The sequence below is a fragment of the Pseudomonas zanjanensis genome (assembly GCF_014268745.2).
GTDB lineage: Bacteria > Pseudomonadota > Gammaproteobacteria > Pseudomonadales > Pseudomonadaceae > Aquipseudomonas > Aquipseudomonas zanjanensis.
The window spans coordinates 551,315-571,996 of sequence record NZ_JABWRB020000002.1 but is presented as its reverse complement, the minus strand read 5'-3'; the positions used below and the strand labels follow the sequence as shown (position 1 = coordinate 571,996).

The following is a 20,682-nucleotide window of genomic DNA, read 5'->3' as shown; positions in this document are numbered from 1 at the left end:
GACGAAACTGAATCAACCCGCCCGACGCAACAGCCAGAGCCCGGCCAGCGCGCAGATACCGGCCGGCACCAGCACCGCAAACAGCGGCGAGAAACCGAACACCAGGCTCGACGGCCCCAGCAGATCCTGGGCGATACGGAAGGTGAAGCCCACCAGCACGCCGGTAAATACCCGTTGCCCCAGGGTCACCGAACGCAACGGGCCGAAAATGAAGGAAATCGCCATCAACACCAGGGCGGCAGTGACCAGCGGTTGCAACACCTTGACCCAAAAAGCCAGCCAATAGCGGCCGTTATTCAGACCCTGGTCCGCCAGGTAGTGGATGTACCCCCACAAACCGGTAATCGACAAGGACTCCGGCGCCATTACCACGGTGCTGAGCAACTCCGGACTGATCGACACATTCCAACGCTCCTTCCGGGCGGCGACCACCTCGGTGCGTTTGTCATGGAACAGCGTGGTGGTCACATCCCTCAGTTGCCAGTGGTCCTTGACGAAATGCGCGCGCTTGGCGAAGCTCGACGACAGCATGTGCCGCTGCTCGTCAAAGCGATAACGGGTCACGCCGTACAGAATGCCGTTGGGTTGGACGGAGTTGATGTGGATGAACTCGTCGCCCTGGCGGTGCCACAGGCCGTGCTTGGCGCTTTGCGCATCACCGCCGCCCTGGGCCAGGGAGCGGTTGGCCTGGGCGGTGTTTTCGGTGGCCGGGGCGATGTACTCACCGATCAGCAGGCCCACCAGCATCAACACCAGCATGGGCTTCATCACCGCCCAGACAATCCGACCAATGGACACGCCGGCGGCGCGCATGATGGTCAGTTCGCTGTTACTGGCCAGGCTGCCCAGGCCGATCAGGCAGCCGATCAGCGCGGCCATCGGCAGCATGTCGTACAGACGGCGTGGCGCGGTCAGCAGCACATAGCTCGCCACGTCCATCAGGGTGTAGGTATCGCTGACGTCGCTCATTTCATCGATGAAGGCAAACAAGGTCGCCAGGCCAAGGATGATCCCCAGCACTGCGAGGATCGCCATGAACACGCTGCTGCCGATGTAGCGGTCGAGTTTAACCACGGGCCACCTCCATCGCACTGCGACGGCTGGCCAGCTTCAGGCGCAGCGGCTCCCAATAGAGCAGCCCCAGGCCGATGGCCAGGAAGATGCCGTGCACCCACCACAAGCCCAGCGCCGGCGGGATCTTGCCCTTCTCCAATGCGCCGCGGGCGGAAATCAGGATGGTCAGGTAAGCCATATACAGGAGAATCGCCGGCAGTAACTTGAGGAAACGGCCCTGGCGCGGGTTGACCCGCGACAGCGGGACCGCCATGAGGGTCACGATGAATACCAGCAGCGGCAGCGACAGGCGCCATTGCAGCTCGGTGCGGGCGCGAATGTCTTCGTTGCCCAGCAAGCTGGCGGTCGGCATCGCGTCGCGGTCGGTGACTTCGTCGCTGACCTCGGGCTTGGGCAGCAGCACGCCATAGGTGTCGTACTTGATGGCCCGGTAATCGGCCTGCCCTGGCTTGCCGTCGTAGCGATAGCCATTTTCCAGGATCAGGTAGCGGTTGCCGTCGGGGTTGATTTCCTGCCGGCCCTTCTCGGCCACCAGCACGGAAATACCACGGTCCTTCTTGGTGTCCGCAGACACATTCTTTTGCGTGATGAAGACGCCGCCCAGGTCGACCCGGTCATCCGAGAGCTGTTCGGTGTAGGTCACCCGGGTGCCGTCGCGCAGGGCCTGGAAGCGCCCTGGTACCAGGGTATCGAATTCGGTCATGGCGTCCTGCTGGTTGATCAGCAGCTGGAATTGGTTGGCGCCCTGGGGCGACAGGCTCAGGCTCAGCCACGCCACCACCAGCGCCACCAAGGTGGCCGGGAACAGCGTCATGCGAAACAGGCGTTGCTGGCTCATGCCGGTGGCCGACAGCACGGTCATTTCGCTGTCCAGGTACAAGCGCCCGTAGGCCAGCAAAATGCCGAGGAACAACCCCAGCGGCAGGATCAATTGCAGGAAGCCGGGCAGGCGGAACCCCATGATCAGGAACAGTGAACCCGGATCCAGGGCACCGGAGGCTGCCTGGGCGAGGTATTTGATGAAGCGCCCGCTCATGATGATGACCAGCAGCACGGCGCTGACGGCGCTCAGGGTCAGCAGGACTTCGCGGGACAGATAACGAAAGACGATCAAACCAGACACTCCACGATTGTCAGGCTAGGCGGCCGAACAAGAAACGTATCGAGCCGACTCATATTGCGAGCCGCCGAAAAAAGAGCCGCATTATCCTGTGATTGAAGGCGCCTGTCACTTCGCACGCTTTAACCCGCTGCTCAAAGCCGAAAAGTTAGGGGCGCCGAGGGTTGTCAGGCTCGGGCGCCGGGGTTCAAACTGCGGCCTTTGTCGCCGGCAAGTACCGGCGCTTCTTTTATATAGAAGACAGCTGTTCAGCGCGCCATTGTTTCGGCGCCTGGCCTCTTGACCATTCATTCAGGGATCCGGACATGGAACTGGTTGTAAAAAGCGTCAGCCCAGAAACGTTGAAAACCGCCACGCTGGTGGTTGCCGTCGGCGAAAACCGCCAGCTCGGCGTCGTCGCCACCCAGCTTGACAGCCTGAGCGGCGGGGCCATCAGCGCCGTGCTCAAGCGCGGCGACCTGGCCGGCAAGGTCGGCCAGAGCCTGCTGCTGCACAGCCTGCCCAACCTCAAGGCCGAGCGCGTGCTGCTGGTGGGCGTGGGCAAGGACGCCGAACTGGGCGACCGTCCGTTCCGTAAAATCATCGCCGGCGTGTTGGCCACCCTTAAAGGCCTCGGCGGCGGTGATGCCGTCCTGGCGCTGGACGAGTTGGTGGTCAAGGGCCGCGACAGCTACGGCAAGAATCGCCTGCTGGCCGAAACCCTGGTGGACGGCGAATATCAATTCGACCAGTTCAAGAGCCAGAAAGCCGAACCTCGCGCCCTGAAGAAAATCACCCTGCTGACCATCAAGGCCGCCCAGGCTGAAGTCCAGCGCGCCGTGACCCACGCCACCGCGATTGCCAATGGCATGGCGTTCACCCGTGACCTGGGCAACCTGCCGCCGAACATCTGCCACCCGACCTTCATGGGCGAACAGGCCAAGGCACTGGGCAAAGCGTTCAAGGGCCTGAAAGTCGAAGTCTTCGACGAGAAGAAGATCAAGGACCTGGGCATGGGTTCGTTCTATGCCGTGGGCCAGGGCAGCGCCCAGCCACCACGCCTGATCGTCATGCAATACAACGGCGGCAAGAAGTCCGAGAAGCCGTACGCACTGGTCGGCAAGGGCATCACCTTCGACACCGGCGGCATCAGCCTCAAGCCGGGCGCCGGCATGGATGAAATGAAGTACGACATGGGCGGCGCCGCGAGCGTGTTCGGCACCCTGCGCGCCGTGCTCGAACTGCAACTGCCGATCAACCTGGTGTGCATCCTGGCCTGCGCCGAGAACATGCCCAGCGGCACGGCTTCGCGTCCGGGCGACATCGTCACCACCATGAGCGGCCAGACCGTGGAAATCCTCAACACCGACGCCGAAGGCCGCCTGGTGCTGTGTGACGCCCTCACCTACTCCGAACGCTTCAAGCCGCAAGCGGTGATCGACATCGCGACCCTGACCGGCGCCTGCGTCGTCGCCCTCGGCGCCCACACCTCGGGCCTGCTGGGTAATAACGACGAGCTGATCGGCCAACTGCTCAGCGCCGGCCAGCAAGCCGACGACCGCGCCTGGCAGTTGCCACTGTTCGACGAGTACCAGGAACAACTGGACAGCCCGTTCGCCGACATCGCCAACATCGGCGGCCCGAAAGCCGGGACCATTACCGCGGCCTGCTTCCTGTCGCGCTTCACCAAGAACCTGAACTGGGCTCACCTGGACATCGCCGGCACGGCCTGGACCAGCGGCGGCAAGGACAAGGGCGCCACCGGTCGTCCGGTGCCCCTGCTGACCCAGTACCTGTTGGACCGCGCCAAGGCCTGACACCAATGACCGTCGTTGGCGTCGCCCTCGGGTGGCGTCATCGACGGCTCAGGAACCGCAATGACCAAAGTCGATTTTTATATCCTGCCCAGCGCCGATCCGTCGGCGCGGCTGGATTTCGCCTGCAAGCTCACCGAAAAGGCTTGGCGCATGGGACACCGCATTTACCTGCATTGCAGCGATGCCACCCAGCGCGAGGACCTGGACGCACGGCTGTGGGCATTCAAGGGCGAGAGCTTCGTGCCCCACGGCCCGGCCGAAAGCGAACCCGAGGGCCTGATCGTGCTGGGACTGGGGAATGACTGCGGTCAGCACCAGGACCTGTTGGTCAACCTCGACCTGAAAGTACCGGCCTTTGCCCAGCGCTTCGCCCGTGTGGCGGAAGTGGTGGTGGAAGACCCGGCCATTCGACAAGCCGCGCGGGAGAGTTTCCGTTTCTACCGCGAACAGGGCTATCCTCTGCAAGACCACCGTTTACAGCGACTCTGAGCCCTACGATGGACACTCCAAAATCGCCACAAAAGCCCGCGCACCTGCTGGATGACCTTGAGTCGATCCGCCAACTGCTCGGCGACGACAACCTCCAACCACCGCTGCTGACCGACACGGTCGTGCATGAGCCTGCTCATGAGCCGGTGCATGACGAACAGATTCCCCTGTTGTTCGATCCGATCAACGGCCAGCCCGAACCCGAGCCTGCCGCCAAGGCCGAAGCCAAGGGCCCCGACGCCCTGCTGCACCTGGACCGCGAATTGCGCGCTGCCGCGCAGTTGATCATGCAAGACGTCATCGACGACTTCGCCCCGCACATCGAAACCGAGATCAAGCGCCGGCTGGATGCGCGAATGGAGCGGTTGCTCAGCCAGTACGAATAACCCGGTAACCCGGTTGTGGTTGCTTTTGTGGCGAGGGAGCTTGCTCCCGCTCGACTGCGAAGCAGTCGTGAAAAGCCTGTTAGTTTTGGGGCCGCTTCGCGCCCCAGCGGGAGCAAGCTCCCTCGCCACAATGTTTCTCGGCTTGAATGAAGCGATCGCAGCCACCCCGACTCGCCCTGCGCCCCACGCCCCGCTATACTTCCCGGCTTTTCCTGAATAAATGCCAATAGGGTCCCGCCGCGCATGGATAAGACCTACCAGCCGCACGCCATTGAAACTTCCTGGTACAACACCTGGGAGTCCGAGAATTATTTCGCTCCGCAAGGCGCGGGCGATTCCTACACCATCATGATCCCGCCGCCGAACGTCACCGGCAGCCTGCACATGGGCCATGGCTTCAACAATGCGATCATGGACGCCTTGATCCGTTTCCGCCGCATGCAAGGTCGCAACACCTTGTGGCAGCCGGGCACCGACCACGCCGGTATCGCCACGCAGATGCTGGTGGAGCGCCGCCTTGAAGCCCAGGGCCAGAATCGCCATGACCTGGGTCGCGAGAAGTTCCTCGAGAAAGTCTGGGAATGGAAAGACGAATCCGGGGGCAACATCAGCCGCCAGATCCGCCGCCTCGGTTCATCCGTGGACTGGAGCCGCGAGCGCTTCACCATGGATGACGGCCTCTCGGAAGCGGTGAAGGAAGCCTTCGTGCGCCTGCACGAGGACGGGCTGATCTATCGCGGCAAGCGCCTGGTCAACTGGGACACCAAGTTGCACACGGCCATTTCCGACCTCGAAGTGGAGAACCACGACGAGAAAGGTTTCCTGTGGAACCTGAAATACCCGCTGGCCGACGGCGCCAAGACCGCCGACGGCAAGGATTACCTGATCGTCGCCACCACGCGTCCGGAAACCATGCTGGGCGATTCCGCCGTGGCGGTGAACCCGAACGACGAGCGCTACCAGGCCCTGATCGGCAAGTTTGTCGAGTTGCCATTGGTTGGCCGTCGGATCCCGATCATCGGCGACGATTACTGCGACCCCGAATTCGGCACCGGCTGCGTGAAAATCACCCCGGCCCACGATTTCAATGACTACGAAGTCGGCAAGCGCCACAACCTGCCGCTGCTGAACATCTTCGACAAGAACGCCCATGTGTTGCCGGCCGCCCAGGCCTTCAACCTCGACGGCACCCTGAACGAAAACGTCGACGGCCAGATCCCGGCCGAATACGCCGGCCTGGACCGCTTCGAAGCACGCAAGCAGATCGTCGCGGCGTTCGAGGCCGCCGGCCTGCTGGTCAGCGTCGACGATCACGCCCTGAAAGTCCCGAAAGGCGACCGCTCCGGCACCATCATCGAGCCGTGGCTGACCGACCAGTGGTACGTGTCCACCAAGCCGTTGGCCGAGCCTGCGATTGCCGCCGTGGAAGATGGCCGCATCCAGTTCGTGCCCAAGCAATACGAGAACATGTACTTCTCGTGGATGCGCGACATCCAGGATTGGTGCATCAGCCGTCAGCTGTGGTGGGGCCACCGCATCCCGGCCTGGTACGACGAGTCGGGCAAGGTCTATGTCGGCCGCGATGAAGCCGAAGTCCGCGCCAAGCACAACCTCGGTCCGGACGTTGCCCTGGCGCAGGACAACGACGTCCTCGACACCTGGTTCAGCTCGGGCCTGTGGACCTTCTCCACACTGGGCTGGCCGCAGCAGACCGAGTTCCTGAAGAAATTCCACTCCACCGACGTGCTGGTCACCGGCTTCGACATCATTTTCTTCTGGGTCGCCCGGATGATCATGATGACCATGCACTTGATGAAAAACGAAGACGGTACCCCGCAAGTACCGTTCAAGACCGTCTACGTCCACGGCCTGGTGCGCGACGGCCAGGGCCAGAAAATGTCCAAGTCCAAGGGCAACGTCCTGGACCCGCTGGACATCATCGACGGTATCGACCTGGAAACCCTGGTGCAGAAACGCACCTCCGGCCTGATGCAGCCAAAACTGGCGAAGAAGATCGAGAAAGCCACCCGCGAAGAATTCGCCGAAGGCATCGCCAGCTACGGCACCGACGCCCTGCGCTTCACCTTCTGTTCGCTGGCGTCCACCGGTCGCGACATCAAGTTCGACATGGGCCGCGTCGAAGGCTATCGCAACTTCTGCAACAAAATCTGGAACGCTGCGCGCTACGTGCTGGACAAGGGCGAAGACTGCGGCCAGAACGGCGAAGCCTATGAGCTGAGCCTGGCCGATCGCTGGATCATTTCCCAGTTGCAACGCACCGAAGCCGAAGTGACCCGCCAACTGGACCAGTTCCGTTTCGACCTGGCCGCGCAAGCCCTGTACGAGTTCATCTGGAACCAGTATTGCGACTGGTACCTGGAACTGTCCAAGCCTGTGCTGTGGGACGAAAACGCACCGGTCGAACGCCAGCGCGGCACCCGCCGCACCCTGGTGCGCGTACTGGAAGTGGCCCTGCGCCTGGCGCATCCGTTCATGCCATTCATCACCGAGGAAATCTGGCAGCGCATCGCACCGCTGGCGGGCATCCAAGGCAAGACGATCATGCTGCAACCGTGGCCGGTGGCCAACGAGAGCCGCATCGATCCAGCGGCCGAGGACGACATCGAGTGGCTCAAGACCTTCATGCTCGGCCTGCGTAACATCCGCGCCGAAATGAACATCGGCCCGGGCAAGCCGCTGACCCTGTTCCTGAAAAACGCCAGCGCCGAAGACCTGCGCCGCCTGAACGAAAACGAAGCGTTGCTCAAGAAGCTGGCGAAGCTTGAATCGGTGACCGTGCTGGCTGCGGGTGAAGAAGCGCCTCTGTCGGCCACCGCATTGGTCGGCGAAATGGAAGTGCTGGTGCCGATGGCCGGGCTGATCGACAAGGCGGCCGAACTGGCGCGCCTGGACAAGGAAATCCTGCGCCTCAAAGGCGAAGTGCAGCGGGTCGGCGGCAAGCTGTCCAACGCCGGCTTCGTCGACAAGGCGCCGGCCGAGGTCATCGAGAAGGAACGGGCCAAGCTGGCCGAGGCCGAACAGGCCCTGGGCAAGCTGGCTGAGCAGCATGCGCGGATTGCCAGTCTGTAACGGCGGTTCGCAATGAAAAAGGAGGTCCTGTTGGACCTCCTTTTTTATGCCCGCCCCTTTCTCCCGGACAATGAGCAACCCTCGTGGGAGCGGGCTTGCTCGCGAAAGCGGTAGGTCAGCTTGTCTCTGTTTGGAATGTACCGACGCCTTCGCGAGCAAGCCCGCTCCCACATTTAGTCCGCATTACCATCAAGAGCGCGCGGGATGTGGGACAATACCCGCCATTTTCAGCCATACCCGAATCGGCCACGCCCATGAACGCCCCCCGCACTCCCAAACCCGCACGCAAGAAGCCTGACGCCGCGTCCCCAAGCAAAGCCGTCGAGCCGCGTGAGAAGGCCAGCCTGCACCCGCGCAACCGCCATCAGGGTCGTTACGACTTCCCGGCGCTGATCAAGAGCACACCCGAACTGGCCAAGTTTGTGATCACCAACCCGTACGGCAAGGAAAGCATCGACTTCGCCAGCCCCGACGCGGTGCGGGTGTTCAACCGGGCGCTGCTCAAGGCGTTCTATGGCATCCAGCACTGGGACATCCCCGCGGATTACCTCTGCCCTCCGGTTCCAGGCCGCGCCGATTACGTGCACTTTCTCGCTGACCTGCTGGCGAGCATGAACGACGGCAAGGTGCCGCGTGGCGCAATCGTCAATGTGCTGGACATCGGCATGGGCGCCAATTGCGTTTATCCGCTGATCGGCAACAGCGAATACCGCTGGCACTTCCTCGGCTCGGAGATCGACCCGACAGCCGTGGCGGCCGCCAGGGCCATCGTTCAGTCCAACGATCTGAACAAGGTCATCCAGTTGCGCCAGCAGCAAAACCGCAAGCACATCCTCATCGGCTTGCTGGAACCGGGCGAGCGTTTCGACCTGACCATGTGCAATCCGCCGTTCCACGCCTCGATGGAAGAAGCGACCAAGGGCAGCGAGCGCAAGTGGCGGGCCCTGGGCAAGGCTGATCCGAAGCGCAAGCTGCCGGTGCTGAACTTCGGCGGGCAATCGGCGGAGTTATGGTGTGAAGGCGGTGAAGCACGCTTTGTAACGCAGTTGATTGCCGAAAGTGCGAACTTCCAACACAAGGTTCTGTGGTTCAGTACGTTAGTGTCGAAAGCCTCGAACCTGCCGGCGATCGAAACTGCGTTGAAGAAGGCTGGCGCGCTGGAGAGCCAGGTGGTGGAGATGTCGCAGGGGCAGAAGCAGAGTCGCTTTGTGGCGTGGACTTTCCAGACCAAGTCCGAGCAGCAGATCTGGCGGCGTGAGCGATGGGTCCGCAAGGGCTGAGTGGATGCAAGGCCAGTGGGAGCAAGGCTTGCCCGCGATGAAAGCGACTCGGTTTCCGAAAGATCGCATCGGCTGTCTCGCGGGCAAGCCTTGCTCCCACAAATGCCCTCACCACAGACCACTTTTTACAAGGCAATAAAAAACCGTGCCCGGATCGCTCCGAGGCACGGTTTTTTTTACAGCGGTCTTACTTGTTGACCGCGTCGGTCAGGCCTTTGGCCACAACCAGCTTGATCACTTTCTTGGCAGCGATTTCGATGGCAGCGCCAGTCGAAGGGTTACGGCCGGTACGGGCAGGACGCTCGGTGACTTTCAGCTTGCCAACGCCTGGCAGAGTGATTTCGCCGCCATTTTCCAGCTGATCGGCAACGACTTGGCCCAGTTGGTCCAGCAGAGCACGCACGGTAGCTTTTGGTGCGTCTACAGATTCAGCCAAATCAGCGATCAGTTGGTCTTTAGTAAGAGCCATGTAGTGTTCCTTCCCTATCAAATTCATATGGATTGCAGAGTGCAGTGTCAGCCATCGAGCCCGATCTCTGTGGATCAGGCACCCTCGGCAATCACCACGACGGATCGGGGTAATAGATGCCGAAAACCGGGTTTGGTTCGACCTGACAGATGCTGAATGCACGCTTAACGCAGTGACATCGCGTAAGACCGGGCAAAACTAGCACAATGCCTATGAAATATCCGCCTCTAGCTACCCATTTGGTCAGCTTTCTTGCGCTAAAACGTTAAAAAATTGCATATAGGCTGTCGGACGGCTCTGAAAGGGCCTTTGCCGGGTTCCAAAACCAGTGATTGCGGTACACTGGGCCCTTTTTCGGGGAGCGTGCCCTCCTCTCTTTCATCAGCCGAGAAATCCATGCCGATCCGTCATTGCATCGTCCACCTGATCGACAAAAAACCCGACGGCACCCCTGCTGTGCTCCATGCCCGCGACTCCGAACTGGCAGAGTCCACGGCCATCGAGAACATGCTCGCCGACCTCAACGAAAGTTATAACGCCAAGCAAGGCAAGGCCTGGGGCTTTTTCCACGCCGAGTCAGGGGCGCATCCGTTCAGCGGCTGGTTGAAGGAATACCTGGACGGCGGCAAGGATTTCACCGCGTTCAGTCGCGTGGCGGTGGAACACCTGCAAAAGCTGATGGAAGAGTCCAATCTGTCGGTGGGTGGCCACGTGTTGTTCGCGCATTACCAACAGGGCATGACGGATTACCTGGCCATCGCCCTGCTGCACCACAGCGAAGGCGTGGCGGTGACCGATGAGCTGGACGTGACCCCGTCCCGTCACTTGGACCTGGGCCAGTTGCACCTGGCGGCGCGGATCAACGTGTCGGAATGGCAGAACAACAAGCAGTCCAAACAGTACATCTCGTTCATCAAGGGCAAGAACGGCAAGAAGGTTTCGGAGTACTTCCGTGACTTCATCGGCTGCCAGGAAGGGGTCGACGGCCCCGGCGAGACCCGCACCTTGCTCAAGGCCTTTAGTGACTTTGTCGAAAGTGAAGACCTGCCGGAAGACGATGCCCGTGAGAAAACCAAGACCCTGGTGGACTACGCCAGCAGCCAGGCCAAGCTCGGCGAGCCGATGGGCCTGGAAGAGCTCTCCGAGCTGATCGACGAAGAGCGCCCGAAAGCCTTCTACGATCACATCCGCAACAAGGACTACGGCCTATCGCCGGAAATCCCCGCCGACAAACGCACCCTCAACCAGTTCCGCCGCTTCACCGGCCGAGCCGAAGGCTTGTCCATCAGCTTCGAAGCGCACCTGCTGGGTTCCAAGATCGAATATGACGAAGAGGCTGGGACGTTGATCATCAAGGGGTTGCCGACTTCGTTGACTGATCAGCTCAAGCGTCGCAACTGATGCTCGGCAGAGTGCGAGTTCGATAGGGTGCTGTCCGCGATATAGATTTGAGAGCCTCATCGCGAGCTTTGTGGGAGCGAAGCTTGCTCGCGATCCAGACGCTGCGGTACTCAAGAGACCGCGGCGCCTTCATCGCGGGCAAGCCTTGCTCCCACCAAGCTCGCTCCCACAAGATCATTCGTTGTTCATCGAGCCTCGACGCGAAACCCAAACCGCGGAAAGTGCACATGCACCACCCCGCCACGCTCATCTTCCCGGCGTACTATCAACGCCTCACTGCCCGCAAACACCAACTCCCCGGCCACGGGATCGACACCATAGTCCGTCGCGGCGATGGTCACCTGCTGCCCAACCGCGAACCCGTTCGGCTCTTCAAACGACTCATCCGGCAGCGCGGCCGGCGTCGCATTGCGGGCAACCTCCAAGGCTTCTTCGGAACTCATCTGGCTCGACGCGCCATGGCCGAAACCCAGCACCCGCGCGAGCCACGCCGATACCGCCGGGTATTCGTCCACCAACGGCGAAGTGACGGGCGTGCCCTTGAGGAACCACAGCGGATGAGCCATGGCGAAGTCGGCAATCGACGGATCGCCCAGCAGGAAATCGCCCTCTTCGCGCTGCAATTGTTGTTCGAGGCGCGCCATGATCGTCGGCCACTGGTGCTTGGCCTGGTCGGCGGGCAAGCGCGTGGTCGTGCCACCACTGAACAACCCGGCGCGGTCGCTGATGAATGCCTTGATGGCTTCAGGCGATAGCTTGGCGAACCGCACCGCCACCGACTCCGGCTGGAACACCAGGCTCACGGCATGCTGGAACACCACCGAATCGGCCCATGCCGCGAAGGACGCCGCGATCATCTCGCGGCCTTCAGGGAACAGCGCCGGCGAGGCTTTCTCCTGCTCCAGTCGACGAGCAATCAGCGACGTATCGCAATAGATATCCGCACCGATCTGCAACACCGGCGTCTTGCGATAGCCACCCGTCAGCGCCGTCAGGTCAGGCTTGGGCATCATTGGCGGGATGCTCACCGAACGCCAGGACAAGCCCTTGAAACCCAGCAACAACCGGGCTTTTTCCGCGAAAGGAGACGTCGGGTAATGATGAAGAATCAACTCTGACATGAGATTCGCCACTGCAGGAATGAAGTCTTGCAGCTTAGCGCGCCTGACCGGGCCAGCCTACCGGCCTGATAAAGGCCTATCAGCCCGGCTGATGAAGGGGCAGCGCACTGGCCACCAGGCATTCCTTGGCGCTTTTCCTGAGCTTTTTGATCAGCCGCTCCTGACGCAAGGCCTCGCCCTTGTCGCGGCAGGCCTCGGTGTACACCAGGGCCACTGCCGGGCTGGACAGGAAGAAGCGCGCGCCCTTGCCGCTTTGATGCTTGGCGAAGCGCCGCACCGGGTCATCACTGATGCCGCAGTACAGCGAGCCGTTGGCGGCCCGCACCAGGTAGACGAACCAGGGTTTGTCCGGTTCGGCGGCGCCTTGTGCAGGCAGATCGGAGGATAAGTCGACGGTCGTCACAAAATGTTCAACAGGTGAGCCAGGACAAACCGCGATCTTATCAGCGACTGGCCTGGAACGCCCGCAGCCCCTTGAGCGCTTGGGCCCTGACGGCGTTGCGCACCAGCGGCGTCCAGCCCAGCAACAGGCCCTTGGTGCCCAGCGCCTGGCGGGACCAGCGCCACAGATCGAAGCTGTCATGGTGTTCGCAGATCTTGCCATCGCGAAACACGAAGCGCGCCTGGATGTCGTTGATCACGATGTTGCCGGTCTGGCTGAACAGGTACGTCGCCACCCAGTGCGCACCGCCGGTACGTTCGTCGCTGCGCACGTTATCGAAGGTCAGGGAGAAGTCCTTGGCCCGGGTCGTCAACATGCGCCACATGTCACCGGCATCACGCCCGCGCAGTTCGCCGAACGCTGGATCGCTGAACACCACATCATCGGTGTAGCAGGCGCTCATGGCGTCGGCGTCCAGGCGTTGGAAGGCCTGGTAAAAACGGGTGATCAAGGCGTTGTGGGCATCACTCATGGACAGGCTCCGAAAAACGTTTCAGTAGGCCAGCACGATAATCTGCCGCCGTGGGGAAGACCATCGTCATTCGCCATGAAAATGATATCAACGAAGGTCAGACCCTTTCGCTGCTGACGCCGACGTACAACGCCCGGCCTGCGCCGATGCCTGCAATGATCGCCCCCAGGCCAATCAGGCCGAAGATCCAGCCCAGTGCATTCCAGCCGCCGGTCAAGTCGTGGACCACGCCCACCGCGAAGGGCCCCAACGACGCCAGCGTATAACCAAAGCCCTGGGCCATGCCGGACAGGTTGGCGGCCACATGGGCGTCCCGCGAACGCAACACGATCAGCGTGAGCGCCAGGCTGAACGTCGCGCCCTGCCCCAGGCCCAGCAGGATCGCCCAGCCCCACAAGCCATCGATGGGTGCGTAAAGGCAACCGAACAACCCGCCCAGGGTCATGACCATGACGACCACGATGGCCAGGCGCTGGTCCTTGCCGCGCGTGGCCAGCCAAGGCGCCGCCAGCGAACTGATCAGCTGCACGATGACCGAACCGGACAGCACGAGCCCGGCCTGGGTCGGGGTCAGGCCACGCCCAATCAGGATCGAGGGCAGCCAACCAAAGACGATGTAGGCCAGGGAGGACTGCAGCCCCATGTACAAGGTCACTTGCCAGGCCAGGGGATCGCGCAGCAAGCCGCGAACCCGGTACGCCACCTGATGGGCACCGTGTTTTTCGCCCACTTGCGGCAACCAGAACACCGCAGCCAGCAGCGCTGGGACCGCCCAGAACCCCAGGCCCAAGGCCCAGTCGTGGCCAAGGTGCTCGCTCAACGGCACCGTCGCCCCGGCCGCCATCGCCGCGCCCAGGCACAGCGCCATGGTGTAGACACCGGTCATGGTGCCGGCCTGCTTGGCGAAGTCGCGCTTGACGATGCCGGGCAGCAGCACCCCGATGACGCCGATGCTGGCGCCCGCCAGGATGCTGCCGGCGAACAAGCCGAACTGGCCGAACGAACTGCGCAAGACGATGCCGCAGGCCAGGGTCAGCAAAATGCCCAGCACGACGCGCTCAGCACCAAAGCGTCGCGCCAGCACAGGCGCCAGCGGTGCGAACAATCCCAGGCAAAGCACGGGCAGGGTCGTCAGCAAACCTGCTTGCGCAGCCGACAGGCCAAGGCTCTTGGAAACCTCGCTGAGCAACGGCGCCATGCTCGACAGCGCCGGACGCAAGTTCAGCGCCACCAGAATCAACCCAAGCAGCAACAGCCAGGGACGTCGTACCAACGGGTGGCTCTGCTGGGCCTGCTCATCGTCGGCTTCGGCGTCGATCAACAGTTCTTCGAGTTCGGCGGCGCGTTTTTTCGGCGTCAAAGGGGTGCGGTCAAGCGGATCGCGGGACATGGAAAGCTCTGGTTCAGGGTTCATTGATCAACTGCCGGCACAGGGCCTTGGCCCGCTCCGGATCCTGGCGTTCGACGGCTTCGAGAATCTCGATATGCAAATCGAACACATGTTGATGACGGGGAATGATGTTGAGGCTCTGGCGCAATTGCGCGCCGATCACGTTGGAGAAATAGCGATACAGCTCGCTGAGGGCCGGGTTATGCGCGGCGTCCACCAGCAGGCGATGGAACACCAGGTCGCACTTAATGTAGTGCTCCAGGTCGCCGTGGTAATGCTCGCCGCTGGTTTTCAGCGCCTGGCGCAAGGCAAGCAAATCCTCATCGGTACGCCGCAGCGCCGCCAGGCCAATGGCCTCTACTTCCAGGATGTGCCGGGTTTCCCGGGCCTGTTCCAGCGAACAGCGCGACAACACCTTGAGGGTATCCAGCGGATCGACCACCGCCCGCACGTAGCTGCCGTCGCCCTGGCGGATCTCGATCAAACCGGAAAACGCCAGCACGCGCATGGCTTCGCGCACCGTGTTGCGGCTGATACCCAGCTCCGCCACCAACTCTGGCTCGGTGGGCAAGCGCTGGCCGACAGCCCACACGCCCTCGCTGATTCGTCGACGCAATTGCTCCAGGGCCTGATCGACCAGGGAGCGTTTCATTAATGGAGAAATATCTGACATAGAGTCCGCCCTTTCATCCAATCATGGGATGAATTTTCTGACATGTTAGTCAGCTTCGTGTAGGACGGCAACTGCCTAGGGTCAATCGGAGGCAAATGAAACGAGATTTTCGATTAGTCAAAATTACCCTTTAAGGGTAATTTTACGAACAGGGCGCACCGTTCCATGGAAAAGAACACACCCCATTACGCCTTGGTGGCGATACAGGCGGATGTCAGGCGGCTAAAAGGGAAAGCTTTCACCAGCACTGCGAAGAACACTGCTCGGACGCTCGGTTTAAACGTCTCGGATATGCAGCAGGTCATCCATGGGCTTGAACGAAAACAGTTCTATAAATCGATGACCACCTATGACGATCATCGAGTCTGGCATGACGTCTACCACGCCAATTCACACGGTCTGCAGATTTACCTGAAAGTGACGTACCGCCCCAGCGGAGGCCCACCGGTAATTTCCTTCAAGGAGAAAAACTCATGAAACACCAGCAATGCTTCAGCTGTGGTGCCCCGGAGGGCATGTTGCATTTCGAAGGTCGCGGCGAAACCATCAGCGTCAAGGGACTGGAACGCCGGGTCGATGACTTGTCTGGCTGGGAATGTCAGATGTGCGGCGAAGTCGAGCTCGACTCAAGCTGCTCGGATCGCTATGACCACGCCGGTGATGAGCTGGTCAATGCGGCCAGGCGAATGATTGGCGAAGAGATCAAACGTGTCCGGCGCAAACTGAATCTCTCTCAAAAAGAAGCGGTAGCGCTGCTATCGGGCGGTGGGCACAACGCGTTTTCCCGCTATGAGCGCGGTGAGGTACTGCCACCAAAAGCGTTGATGCTGCTGATGCGCCTGCTTGATCGTTACCCGCATTTGCTCGTAGATGCACGAACCCTGGCTGAAGGTGCGGACTTGAGAGGATTCAAGACTACAGCGCACAAAGAGCACGAAACCCTCACGACTCACTGAGCAGCCAAAACAGCAAAAAAAAACGGACAAGTCCAACGCTATTCACATCGGGCGGTAGAAAAATCCGTGGCGAGGGAGCTTGCTCCCGCTGGGCTGCGTAGCGGCCCCCTCTTTGTGAGCGTTTCGCACTCAAGCGGGAGCAAGCTCCCTCGCCACGGGTTCACCGTTTTTCTTACGTGAACAGCATTGCGGACAAGTCCGGGTTTATTTCACTGCCTAACGCCGATCAATGCAGGATCTGGCTCAGGAACAGCTTGGTGCGGTCGTTCTGCGGGTTGTCGAAGAAGTCGTTCGGCGCGGCCTGTTCGACGATTTCACCCTTGTCCATGAAGATCACGCGGTTGGCCACGGTGCGGGCGAAGCCCATCTCGTGGGTCACGCAGAGCATGGTCATGCCGTCTTCGGCCAGGCCGATCATGGTGTCCAGCACCTCTTTCACCATCTCTGGGTCGAGTGCCGAGGTCGGTTCGTCGAACAGCATGATTTTCGGCTTCATGCACAGGGCACGGGCAATGGCCACACGCTGTTGCTGACCGCCCGAGAGCTGGCCCGGATACTTGTGCGCCTGCTCTGGAATGCGTACGCGCTCCAGGTAATGCATGGCGATTTCTTCGGCCTTGCGCTTGGGCATCTTGCGCACCCACATCGGCGCCAGGGTGCAGTTCTGCAGGATGGTCAGGTGCGGGAACAGGTTGAAATGCTGGAACACCATGCCGACTTCACGGCGGATCGCTTCGATCTGCTTGAGGTCGTTGGTCAGTTCCACGCCATCGACCACGATGCGACCCTGCTGGTGTTCTTCCAGGCGGTTGAGGCAGCGGATAGTCGTGGACTTGCCGGAACCCGACGGGCCGCACAGCACGATACGCTCGCCCTGCTTGACGTTCAGGTTGATGTCTTTCAACACGTGGAACTGGCCGTACCACTTGTTCACGCCCTGCATCTGAATAATGCCTTCAGGGCTCACAGGCTGTTTGATCGCTTCACTCATGAGTCAACTCCTAACGCTTGTGGCCAGTGTCCAGCTTGCGTTCCAAATGCATGGAATAGCGGGACATACCAAAACAGAAAATCCAGAACACCAGGGCGGCAAACACATAGCCTTCAGTGGCCATGCCCAGCCATTTCGGGTCGGCGGCAGCTTGTTTCACGCTGTTGAGCAGGTCGAACAGGCCGATGATGATCACCAGGCTCGTGTCCTTGAACAGCGCAATGAAGGTGTTGACGATCCCCGGGATCACCATCTTCAGTGCCTGTGGAAGGATCACCAGGCCCATGCTGCGCCAGTAACCCAGGCCCATCGCCGCGGCCGCTTCGTACTGCCCCTTCGGAATGGCTTGCAGGCCGCCGCGCACCACTTCGGCCACATAGGCCGACTGGAACAGGATCACCCCGATCAATGCCCGCAGCAGCTTGTCGAAGTTCATGCCTTCGGGCAGGAACAGCGGCAGCATCACCGACGACATGAACAGCACCGTGATCAACGGCACACCGCGCCAGAACTCGATGAAGGTCACGCAGACCACGCGGATCGCCGGCATGTTCGAGCGACGGCCCAGGGCCAGGACGATGCCCAGCGGCAGAGCACCGACGATACCGACGGTGGCGATCACCAACGTCAGCATCAGGCCGCCCCACTGGCTGGTCGCCACGGTATCCAGACCGAAAACGCCACCGTGCAGCAGGCACCAGGCAATGATCGGGTACAGCACCAGGAAGCTGAGGCCGTAGATCGCCTTGCGCGGGAAGCGCGAGATGAACAGCGGCGCCACACCCAGCACTGCCGCCCACACGGTCAGGTCTACGCGCCAGCGCAGGCCCGTCGGGTAATAGCCGTACATGAACTGGCCGAAACGCTGTTGGATGAACACCCAGCAGGCGCCCTCCTTGGTGCAGTCGGCCTGGGTGGTGCCCACCCAGTTGGCATCGAGGATAGCCCAACCGAGGATCGGTGGAACTATCAGGTAGATCAGGTAGAACGCGAACAATGTCAGCAGCGTGTTGAGCCAGCTGGAGAACATGTTCGCGCGCATCCATGCCACTGGCCCGAACACTTTGCTCGGTGGCGGCATATCAGGTTTGAAAGTATGGGATGTCATGCGCTTTTCCTCACCGCTCGATCAGCGCAATGCGCTTGTTGTACCAGTTCATCAGCAAGGAAATGCTGATACTGATCGCCAGGTACACACTCATGGTGATCGCGATCACCTCGATGGCCTGACCGGTCTGGTTCAACACCGTGCCAGCAAACAGCGAAACCATTTCCGGGTAACCGATACCGGCAGCCAGGGAAGAGTTTTTCGCCAGGTTCAGGTATTGGCTGGTCAGCGGCGGGATGATCACGCGCAAGGCTTGCGGGATGATCACCTTGCGCAGGGTCGGACCGTTGCGCAGGCCCAGCGAGTGGGCCGCCTCGGTCTGGCCATGGCTCACGGACTTGATGCCCGAGCGCACGATCTCGGCGATGAACGCCGCGGTGTACACGGTCAAGGCCAGGGTCAAGGCCAGCAGCTCAGGGATCAATACCCAGCCACCGACGAAGTTGAAGCCCTTGAGCTGCGGCATTTCCCAATGCACGGGCGCACCGAAGATCACGGCGCACAGTGCCGGGATCACCAGGAACAGCGCCAGGCCCACCCAGAATTTATGGAACGGCTCGCCGGTCGCTTCGAAACGCTTGTTGGCCCAGCGGGTCATCAGCACGATGGCGACGATCGCCAGCACGACACTGGCCACGAACGGCCAGAACCCATCCGCCATCAGCGCCGCTGGCATGTTGAGGCCGCGGCTGCTGACGAAGAAGGTGTCACCGAAATTGTGGGCAGCCCGTGGTCCCGGCATCGTCAGGAATACGGCGAAGTACCAGAACAGGATTTGCAACAGCGGTGGAATGTTACGGAAAACCTCCACATAGACGGTCGCCAGCTTGGAGATGATCCAGTTCTTCGACAAGCGTGCGACGCCGATGATGAACCCCAGGATGGTCGCCAGAATCACGCCAATGAAGGTCACCAGGAGGGTGTTGAGCAAACCGATGACAAAGACGCGGGCATAGCTGTCCGCTTCGGTGTAGTCGATCAGGTGTTGGGCGATGCCGAACCCGGCACTGCGCTCCAGAAAGCCGAAACCGGACGTGATGCCCCGGTGCTCCAGGTTGGTCTGCGTGTTATCGAACAGAAACCAGCCCAGCGAAATAACCGCCACGATGGTGACGATCTGAAATACCCACGCACGCACTCGTGGATCGCTGAGGCTGAGCCTCTGCTTAGGTGCGCCGATTGAATTTTGCATGAAGTGCCCCGCAAAGAATGGAACAGAACATCACCCGGTGGTTGGCCCACCGGGTGATAGAACCATCAGCGCACTGGTGGTGCGTATTGGATGCCGCCTGCGTTCCACAGAGCGTTCAGACCGCGATCGATCTGCAGCGGGGTGTCCTTGCCGAGGTTGCGCTCGAACATTTCACCGTAGTTGCCGACTTGCTTGACGATCTGCACGACCCAGTCCTTCGGCAGCTTCAGGTCTTTGCCGTATTCACCGTCAGCGCCCAGCATACGAGCGACGTCCGGGTTCTTGGTGGACTTGGCTTCAGCTTCGACGTTTTTCGAAGTGATGCCGGCTTCTTCAGCATTGAGCATGGCGTAGCCAGTCCAACGCACAACGGCCAGCCACTCGTCGTCGCCATTACGCACGACCGGGCCCAGTGGCTCCTTGGAGATGGTTTCCGGCAGGACCACGTAGTCCTTCGGCGACGCCAGCTTGCTGCGCTGGGCGAACAGTTGGGACTTGTCCGAGGTCAGCACGTCGCAACGGCCGGATTCCAGCGACTTGGCGCTTTCATCGGAGGTGTCGAAAGTGATCGGGGTGTACTTCAGGCCGTTGGCGCGGAAGTAGTCGGACACGTTCAGCTCGGTGGTGGTCCCGGCCTGGATGCAGATGGTCGCACCGTCCAGTTCCTTGGCGCTCTTGACGCCCAGTTTGCTGTTGGCCAGGAAACCGATGCCGTCATAGTAGGTAATGAAGCCAGGAAACTTCAGGCCCATGCCCGCATCACGGGAGCTGGTCATGGTGGAGTTGCGCGACAGCATGTCGATTTCGCCGGATTGCAGCGCGGTGAAGCGCTCCTTGGCGTTCAACTGGCTGAACTTGACCTTGGTCGCGTCGCCAAACACCGCAGCGGCCACGGCACGGCAGAAGTCAGCGTCGATACCAACGATCTTGCCGGTGGAATCAGGTACCGAGAAACCCGGCAAGCCGTCACTTACACCACATTGCACAAAACCTTTCTTCTGCACGGCATCCAGGGTTGCACCCGCCTGAGCGAACCCGCTGACGCCGAGGACTGCTGCTGCAGTCACGACTGCCAGGGTGGATTTCAGTAACTTCATTCAAACCTCCAGTTTTGCTCTTGTTGTGTCGGAGCTCGAGCCCTGTCGCACCCTTTTGAGGCATTGCCGACCCTTGTTGGCTTTTTTTAGGGTCAACCGACGTCTGGACTTTCGCTATGGGTCTACTAATGAGGA

At 61.0% G+C, this 20,682-nt stretch carries 20 protein-coding genes; 8 read left to right on the top strand and 12 right to left on the bottom strand.

Annotated elements, in window-relative coordinates:
- Nucleotides 1-12 precede the first annotated feature (12 nt).
- The gene (lptG, locus tag HU715_RS18325; RefSeq protein ID WP_186705173.1) at nucleotides 13-1,074 is read right to left on the bottom strand and encodes an LPS export ABC transporter permease LptG; all 1,062 of its coding nucleotides are present in this window, start codon (nucleotides 1,072-1,074) and stop codon (nucleotides 13-15) included.
- Complete coding sequence (gene lptF, locus HU715_RS18320) at nucleotides 1,067-2,188, bottom strand: LPS export ABC transporter permease LptF (RefSeq protein ID WP_186705172.1); 1,122 nt, start codon at nucleotides 2,186-2,188, stop codon at nucleotides 1,067-1,069. The genes lptG and lptF overlap by 8 nt, the downstream gene beginning before the upstream one ends.
- A gap of 311 nt (nucleotides 2,189-2,499) precedes the next feature.
- Here lptF and HU715_RS18315 point away from each other — a divergent pair, with 311 nt between their 5' ends.
- From HU715_RS18315 to rlmF, 5 genes are all read left to right on the top strand, one after another.
- Nucleotides 2,500-3,990 (top strand): leucyl aminopeptidase, encoded by a 1,491-nt coding sequence (locus tag HU715_RS18315; protein WP_186705171.1) that lies wholly within the window; start codon nucleotides 2,500-2,502, stop codon nucleotides 3,988-3,990.
- Nucleotides 3,991-4,050: 60 nt separating this feature from the next.
- Complete coding sequence (locus HU715_RS18310) at nucleotides 4,051-4,479, top strand: DNA polymerase III subunit chi (RefSeq protein WP_186705170.1); 429 nt, start codon at nucleotides 4,051-4,053, stop codon at nucleotides 4,477-4,479.
- 8 nt (nucleotides 4,480-4,487) lie between these two features.
- Nucleotides 4,488-4,865: a DNA polymerase III subunit chi gene (locus tag HU715_RS18305; RefSeq protein WP_186705169.1), complete on the top strand. Its 378-nt coding sequence runs from the start codon at nucleotides 4,488-4,490 to the stop codon at nucleotides 4,863-4,865.
- A 243-nt stretch (nucleotides 4,866-5,108) separates the two neighbouring features.
- Complete coding sequence (locus tag HU715_RS18300) at nucleotides 5,109-7,955, top strand: valine--tRNA ligase (protein WP_186705168.1); 2,847 nt, start codon at nucleotides 5,109-5,111, stop codon at nucleotides 7,953-7,955.
- Nucleotides 7,956-8,209: 254 nt separating this feature from the next.
- Nucleotides 8,210-9,235: a 23S rRNA (adenine(1618)-N(6))-methyltransferase RlmF gene (rlmF, locus tag HU715_RS18295; RefSeq protein ID WP_186705167.1), complete on the top strand. Its 1,026-nt coding sequence runs from the start codon at nucleotides 8,210-8,212 to the stop codon at nucleotides 9,233-9,235.
- A 187-nt stretch (nucleotides 9,236-9,422) separates the two neighbouring features.
- Here rlmF and HU715_RS18290 read toward each other — a convergent pair whose 3' ends face one another.
- Nucleotides 9,423-9,704 carry an HU family DNA-binding protein gene (locus tag HU715_RS18290; RefSeq protein WP_058544106.1) on the bottom strand — a complete coding sequence of 94 codons (282 nt, stop codon included), beginning with the start codon at nucleotides 9,702-9,704 and terminating at the stop codon, nucleotides 9,423-9,425.
- Between the two features lie 396 nt (nucleotides 9,705-10,100).
- Between HU715_RS18290 and yejK the strand changes: the two genes are divergently transcribed.
- Nucleotides 10,101-11,105 carry a nucleoid-associated protein YejK gene (yejK, locus tag HU715_RS18285; protein WP_030139623.1) on the top strand — a complete coding sequence of 335 codons (1,005 nt, stop codon included), beginning with the start codon at nucleotides 10,101-10,103 and terminating at the stop codon, nucleotides 11,103-11,105.
- Between the two features lie 185 nt (nucleotides 11,106-11,290).
- Here the strand turns inward: yejK and HU715_RS18280 are convergent, their stop codons facing one another.
- From HU715_RS18280 to HU715_RS18260, 5 genes are all read right to left on the bottom strand, one after another.
- The gene (locus HU715_RS18280) at nucleotides 11,291-12,226 is read right to left on the bottom strand and encodes a glutathione S-transferase family protein (RefSeq protein ID WP_186705166.1); all 936 of its coding nucleotides are present in this window, start codon (nucleotides 12,224-12,226) and stop codon (nucleotides 11,291-11,293) included.
- A gap of 79 nt (nucleotides 12,227-12,305) precedes the next feature.
- Nucleotides 12,306-12,629, bottom strand: coding sequence for a GIY-YIG nuclease family protein (locus HU715_RS18275; RefSeq protein ID WP_186705165.1), 324 nt, complete (start codon nucleotides 12,627-12,629; stop codon nucleotides 12,306-12,308).
- Nucleotides 12,630-12,669: 40 nt separating this feature from the next.
- On the bottom strand, nucleotides 12,670-13,140 hold the full coding sequence (locus HU715_RS18270; RefSeq protein ID WP_186705164.1) for a nuclear transport factor 2 family protein: 471 nt from the start codon (nucleotides 13,138-13,140) through the stop codon (nucleotides 12,670-12,672).
- 97 nt (nucleotides 13,141-13,237) lie between these two features.
- Nucleotides 13,238-14,554 carry a CynX/NimT family MFS transporter gene (locus HU715_RS18265; protein WP_186705163.1) on the bottom strand — a complete coding sequence of 439 codons (1,317 nt, stop codon included), beginning with the start codon at nucleotides 14,552-14,554 and terminating at the stop codon, nucleotides 13,238-13,240.
- A complete protein-coding gene (locus HU715_RS18260; protein WP_186705162.1) occupies nucleotides 14,544-15,203 on the bottom strand; it encodes a FadR/GntR family transcriptional regulator in 660 nt (219 codons plus the stop codon). Before HU715_RS18260 ends, HU715_RS18265 begins: the two co-directional genes overlap by 11 nt.
- Before the next feature lie 165 nt (nucleotides 15,204-15,368).
- Between HU715_RS18260 and HU715_RS18255 the strand changes: the two genes are divergently transcribed.
- Both HU715_RS18255 and HU715_RS18250 read left to right on the top strand, forming a co-directional pair.
- Nucleotides 15,369-15,680: a type II toxin-antitoxin system MqsR family toxin gene (locus HU715_RS18255; RefSeq protein ID WP_134925673.1), complete on the top strand. Its 312-nt coding sequence runs from the start codon at nucleotides 15,369-15,371 to the stop codon at nucleotides 15,678-15,680.
- Entirely contained in the window at nucleotides 15,677-16,159 is a 483-nt protein-coding gene (locus HU715_RS18250) for a type II toxin-antitoxin system MqsA family antitoxin (RefSeq protein ID WP_186705161.1), read from the top strand. The genes HU715_RS18255 and HU715_RS18250 overlap by 4 nt, the downstream gene beginning before the upstream one ends.
- Before the next feature lie 226 nt (nucleotides 16,160-16,385).
- Here HU715_RS18250 and HU715_RS18245 read toward each other — a convergent pair whose 3' ends face one another.
- The 4 genes from HU715_RS18245 to HU715_RS18230 all read right to left on the bottom strand — a co-directional run bounded on the left by HU715_RS18245 (nucleotide 16,386) and on the right by HU715_RS18230 (nucleotide 20,547).
- Nucleotides 16,386-17,150 carry an amino acid ABC transporter ATP-binding protein gene (locus tag HU715_RS18245; RefSeq protein ID WP_003178331.1) on the bottom strand — a complete coding sequence of 255 codons (765 nt, stop codon included), beginning with the start codon at nucleotides 17,148-17,150 and terminating at the stop codon, nucleotides 16,386-16,388.
- A gap of 10 nt (nucleotides 17,151-17,160) precedes the next feature.
- Complete coding sequence (locus HU715_RS18240; protein ID WP_186705160.1) at nucleotides 17,161-18,258, bottom strand: amino acid ABC transporter permease; 1,098 nt, start codon at nucleotides 18,256-18,258, stop codon at nucleotides 17,161-17,163.
- A gap of 10 nt (nucleotides 18,259-18,268) precedes the next feature.
- Entirely contained in the window at nucleotides 18,269-19,450 is a 1,182-nt protein-coding gene (locus HU715_RS18235) for an amino acid ABC transporter permease (RefSeq protein ID WP_186705159.1), read from the bottom strand.
- 65 nt (nucleotides 19,451-19,515) lie between these two features.
- Nucleotides 19,516-20,547, bottom strand: coding sequence for an amino acid ABC transporter substrate-binding protein (locus HU715_RS18230; protein ID WP_186705158.1), 1,032 nt, complete (start codon nucleotides 20,545-20,547; stop codon nucleotides 19,516-19,518).
- Nucleotides 20,548-20,682: the final 135 nt, after the last annotated feature.

Bases quoted from the DNA above. Each gene is read 5' to 3' on its own strand.
- HU715_RS18245 (WP_003178331.1), bottom strand. From the start codon at position 17,150: ATGAGTGAAGCGATCAAACAGCCTGTGAGCCCTGAAGGCATTATTCAG.
- HU715_RS18265 (WP_186705163.1), bottom strand. From the start codon at position 14,554: ATGAACCCTGAACCAGAGCTTTCCATGTCCCGCGATCCGCTTGACCGC.
- HU715_RS18230 (WP_186705158.1), bottom strand. From the start codon at position 20,547: ATGAAGTTACTGAAATCCACCCTGGCAGTCGTGACTGCAGCAGCAGTC.
- HU715_RS18240 (WP_186705160.1), bottom strand. From the start codon at position 18,258: ATGACATCCCATACTTTCAAACCTGATATGCCGCCACCGAGCAAAGTG.
- HU715_RS18300 (WP_186705168.1), top strand. From the start codon at position 5,109: ATGGATAAGACCTACCAGCCGCACGCCATTGAAACTTCCTGGTACAAC.
- HU715_RS18255 (WP_134925673.1), top strand. From the start codon at position 15,369: ATGGAAAAGAACACACCCCATTACGCCTTGGTGGCGATACAGGCGGAT.
- HU715_RS18290 (WP_058544106.1), bottom strand. From the start codon at position 9,704: ATGGCTCTTACTAAAGACCAACTGATCGCTGATTTGGCTGAATCTGTA.
- HU715_RS18260 (WP_186705162.1), bottom strand. From the start codon at position 15,203: ATGTCAGATATTTCTCCATTAATGAAACGCTCCCTGGTCGATCAGGCC.
- HU715_RS18315 (WP_186705171.1), top strand. From the start codon at position 2,500: ATGGAACTGGTTGTAAAAAGCGTCAGCCCAGAAACGTTGAAAACCGCC.
- HU715_RS18310 (WP_186705170.1), top strand. From the start codon at position 4,051: ATGACCAAAGTCGATTTTTATATCCTGCCCAGCGCCGATCCGTCGGCG.
- rlmF (WP_186705167.1), top strand. From the start codon at position 8,210: ATGAACGCCCCCCGCACTCCCAAACCCGCACGCAAGAAGCCTGACGCC.
- yejK (WP_030139623.1), top strand. From the start codon at position 10,101: ATGCCGATCCGTCATTGCATCGTCCACCTGATCGACAAAAAACCCGAC.
- HU715_RS18305 (WP_186705169.1), top strand. From the start codon at position 4,488: ATGGACACTCCAAAATCGCCACAAAAGCCCGCGCACCTGCTGGATGAC.
- HU715_RS18235 (WP_186705159.1), bottom strand. From the start codon at position 19,450: ATGCAAAATTCAATCGGCGCACCTAAGCAGAGGCTCAGCCTCAGCGAT.
- HU715_RS18270 (WP_186705164.1), bottom strand. From the start codon at position 13,140: ATGAGTGATGCCCACAACGCCTTGATCACCCGTTTTTACCAGGCCTTC.
- HU715_RS18280 (WP_186705166.1), bottom strand. From the start codon at position 12,226: ATGTCAGAGTTGATTCTTCATCATTACCCGACGTCTCCTTTCGCGGAA.
- HU715_RS18250 (WP_186705161.1), top strand. From the start codon at position 15,677: ATGAAACACCAGCAATGCTTCAGCTGTGGTGCCCCGGAGGGCATGTTG.